At 58.8% G+C, this 3,113-nt stretch carries 3 protein-coding genes; all 3 read right to left on the bottom strand.

Annotated elements, in window-relative coordinates:
- A partial coding sequence (locus ABX749_RS27475) for an ELWxxDGT repeat protein (protein ID WP_372898843.1) occupies positions 1-1,421 on the bottom strand: 1,421 nt, incomplete at its 3' end.
- Positions 1,418-1,576, bottom strand: a complete 159-nt coding sequence (locus tag ABX749_RS27470; protein ID WP_372898842.1) for a hypothetical protein — start codon at positions 1,574-1,576, stop codon at positions 1,418-1,420. The genes ABX749_RS27470 and ABX749_RS27475, both read right to left, overlap by 4 nt.
- A gap of 224 nt (positions 1,577-1,800) precedes the next feature.
- Positions 1,801-2,994, bottom strand: coding sequence for a TIGR03032 family protein (locus ABX749_RS27465; protein WP_372898841.1), 1,194 nt, complete (start codon positions 2,992-2,994; stop codon positions 1,801-1,803).
- Positions 2,995-3,113 lie beyond the last annotated feature (119 nt).

The raw sequence follows: 3,113 nt of genomic DNA, 5'->3' as shown, positions 1-3,113 counted from the left end.
TCACTTCCCGACGTCGCCTCCGTCAATCCGTTCCCCGACGCGAATCCGGAAAAACGGAGGTTCGTCAAACCGGCGGAATCCGCAATCGTCCATTCCCATGCGTTGACCGCCAACTCACCGTTGTTGTCGATGTCTTCGACGTACAAGTCGCCGACTTCGATCGATTGCAGCCCGACGCCCGGGTCGCCGATGCGGGCGCTCGACGAGACCCAACCCAGATTGTCATTGGATCCCCCCTGCGCGGTGCTGTTGAACTGGATTGATGCGTTGAACCCCGACAACGTCCCACCGTAGGCCGTCGTCGTCTCAGCGACGATCCCCGCATAGTTGCCATTGACCACGCGAGAATTGTCTGCCGTCATCGTCGGCGAACTCACCGAAATCGTCGTTGCGGGCACCGCCCCGTTGGCAACGAAGAACAACGTATCGCCGACCACTTCAAACTCAAACGGCGTGGATGAACCGAGTCCGCGCGTCGTGTCGGCGACCAACGCGATCGTGGCACCGTCGGATTTGTACACGTGACGTCCGCCGGTTCCATCGGTGGCAGCGAAAAACAGCTCCGACCCGAACGAAGTCAGCTCTTCGGGGTATGACGAACCGTTCGGGTTCAAATCAAACACCCGCACCGTTCCAGCCTCGGTTCCATCGCTTCGGTAAAGCTCTACCCCATCGGTAAAGTCTTCGGCGGCAAAGAACAACAGCCCGTTGTGGCTGGTCAAGTACGTGGGATTGGAGCTGACCGTAGGATCATCGTCGGCGGTGCCGGGATCCGTGCCTGGATCAATCCCCAGATCCTTCACCATCACCGTCCCATCGGCGGTCCCGTCACTCGTCCAAAGTTCACGGTTGTAGTAACCGTTGTCGTAACTGGTGAAGAACAGCGTGCCATTGACGTCGGTCAACTCCTGCGGACGATCGATCACCTGTTGGTCGGGATTGATGTCTTTGACCAACGCGGTGCCTCCCGACGTGCCGTCGTATGCCCAAAGCTCATATCCGGTCGCCGGTTGGCCCTCGAACGCCGGTTGGTATGCCGTGAAAAACAGCTTTGATCCCGACGCGGTCAGGTCGGTCAAGTAATACACGCCCACTGCATCGGCATCAAAGACCTTGACCGTCCCCGCTTCGGTTCCGTCGCTTTTCCACAAATCGGTTTCGCCGCCCTCATCCAATGCGGTGAAAAACAATTCGTTTCCGAGCACGGTCAATTCCGCCGGCGATGACGTGTCCGGCCCCGGCAACAGGTCTTTCACCATCGCCGTGCCGTCGACCGTCCCGTCGGTTTTCCAAAGCTCGGTTCCGTGCACGCCGTCATCGGCGACGAAAAACGATTCATCGCCGAACGAAACCATCTCATCGATTCCCGACGACACGCCGAGCATGTTGATGTCTTGAAACAGGTCAATCGCGAACGTCAACAGACGACGGCTTTCCAGCGATTCGATCGCCGCCCCCAATCGCCGACGACGCGATCGACGAACACGCGATCGTTGCCGTTTTGCATCGCTTGGTCCAGACAATCGTGTCCGCGACGGGAACCGCGAAACTGCTGATTGTCGCGATCGCAATCCATCCATAGGGGCTTCTCAACAGAGGTGTAGCGTGACGAGGATGAAGCAAATCGCAGCCATCAACACCGACGTGCTGCGGCGTTGACGCTGAGCCGAAAACGGCCCCAGAGAAGGCGACGTTGGTAGCGGCCGATGCGGCCTCCAACGCGACTTGATCTGACTTCACCGAAGGACAAGGGTGGCAGTATAAACCAACCAAACGTTCCAAGCCGCAAAATCAGACAATTCAGTAGGGCCGTTTTCTTTGAACGCAATCGCCCCCGGCACCGCCCAGGATCGCATCGACCTGCTCGCCACGCGGGACCACCCAGACGGGCAACTGCTGATCCTCTCGCGGATAGGGTCCGCACACAACCGTTCGCTTGCTGCCATGCATCACCTGAACATCAAACAGCTCCTCCACGCCACTTTCAAACTCCAGAAACGCAAGACTCTGCCCTGACATCCAATCGATCACAACAATGCCACAACGCATCGCATCGCGATCCTGACAAATCGGCACGCCTCCGAAAACCGATGTCTCCCTCGCCCGACTCATCCCCACAAAGGCGTACCGGCCATGGAACGCCAACCCGCGCCCGTAGCCCGGATAGGACGCCACCTCCTCGGCTTGGCCACTGTGTGGGTCGATCGCGACCAGTCTTCCGCGACCACTGTCAAGCATGAACACCTTTCCGCCATGCAACCGCGGAGAATGGGGCATGCAGAAACCGCCCGCGACCACCTGCCCACTGGACACGTCGATCAGCACCCCGCCGTCGGACTTGTTTTCACGCCAGCCACGCGCCACATCACTCGTCCCCAACGCGCTGACATACTTGGGCCGTCCCTCTTCCATCGCCAATCCGTTGAGATGACAACGATCTTGTGGCGCCAGCTCCGTGATGAACGGGGGTTGCCAGCGTGGAACGAAATTAAAATCCTCGTGCAACGTCGAGAGACACGAAAACAGAGTGTTCACGATCCACAATTGGCCATCGGCTCCCCACTGCATTTCATGCACATGGATGTTGCCCGTTACAAACGATTCTCGGGCAAGGTAGGCGCGGTCATAGGTCCCCGCCGGATCGACTTGGCTCGCCAACGATCCTCCATCGCGAAGAAACCAAATCACGTTCGGCCCCCCGACCGCAATCGATGACGTCTTCACCCCGTTCGCATCCGACGCCTGCCTCGGCGGTGCAATCCCCATCGCCTGTTGAAAATTCGAAAACCCCAAATGAAGCTGGCCGTCGCAGGCTCCGACGCTGACGACTTTGCCTGCCGCATAGGTCGAAACGAGTAACGAACAACCGAGGTGCTCGAGCAACGGAACGAATTTCGAACTGTGCCGGTAGTTGATCTCGCGCATCGCCACCGGTCGCTCGCCGCCAGCGACGGCTGGGTCGATCGAATGCCCCGGTTCCTGTTGGTTTTCCATCGACTTGATTGGGGTTGAAGGAGAGCTTCGATCGGTGCGGCAACGCCCCCCAAGCGCAATACCGCTAAATCGAGAAGCGACTTACCCCAAAATGGCTCCCCTCTCCCCCGAACAAGCCT

Source organism: Stieleria sp. (assembly GCF_041595215.1).
Lineage (GTDB): Bacteria > Planctomycetota > Planctomycetia > Pirellulales > Pirellulaceae > Stieleria > Stieleria magnilauensis.
Note: the sequence above shows the minus strand (reverse complement) of the source record. Positions and strands in the feature narration are given on the sequence as shown.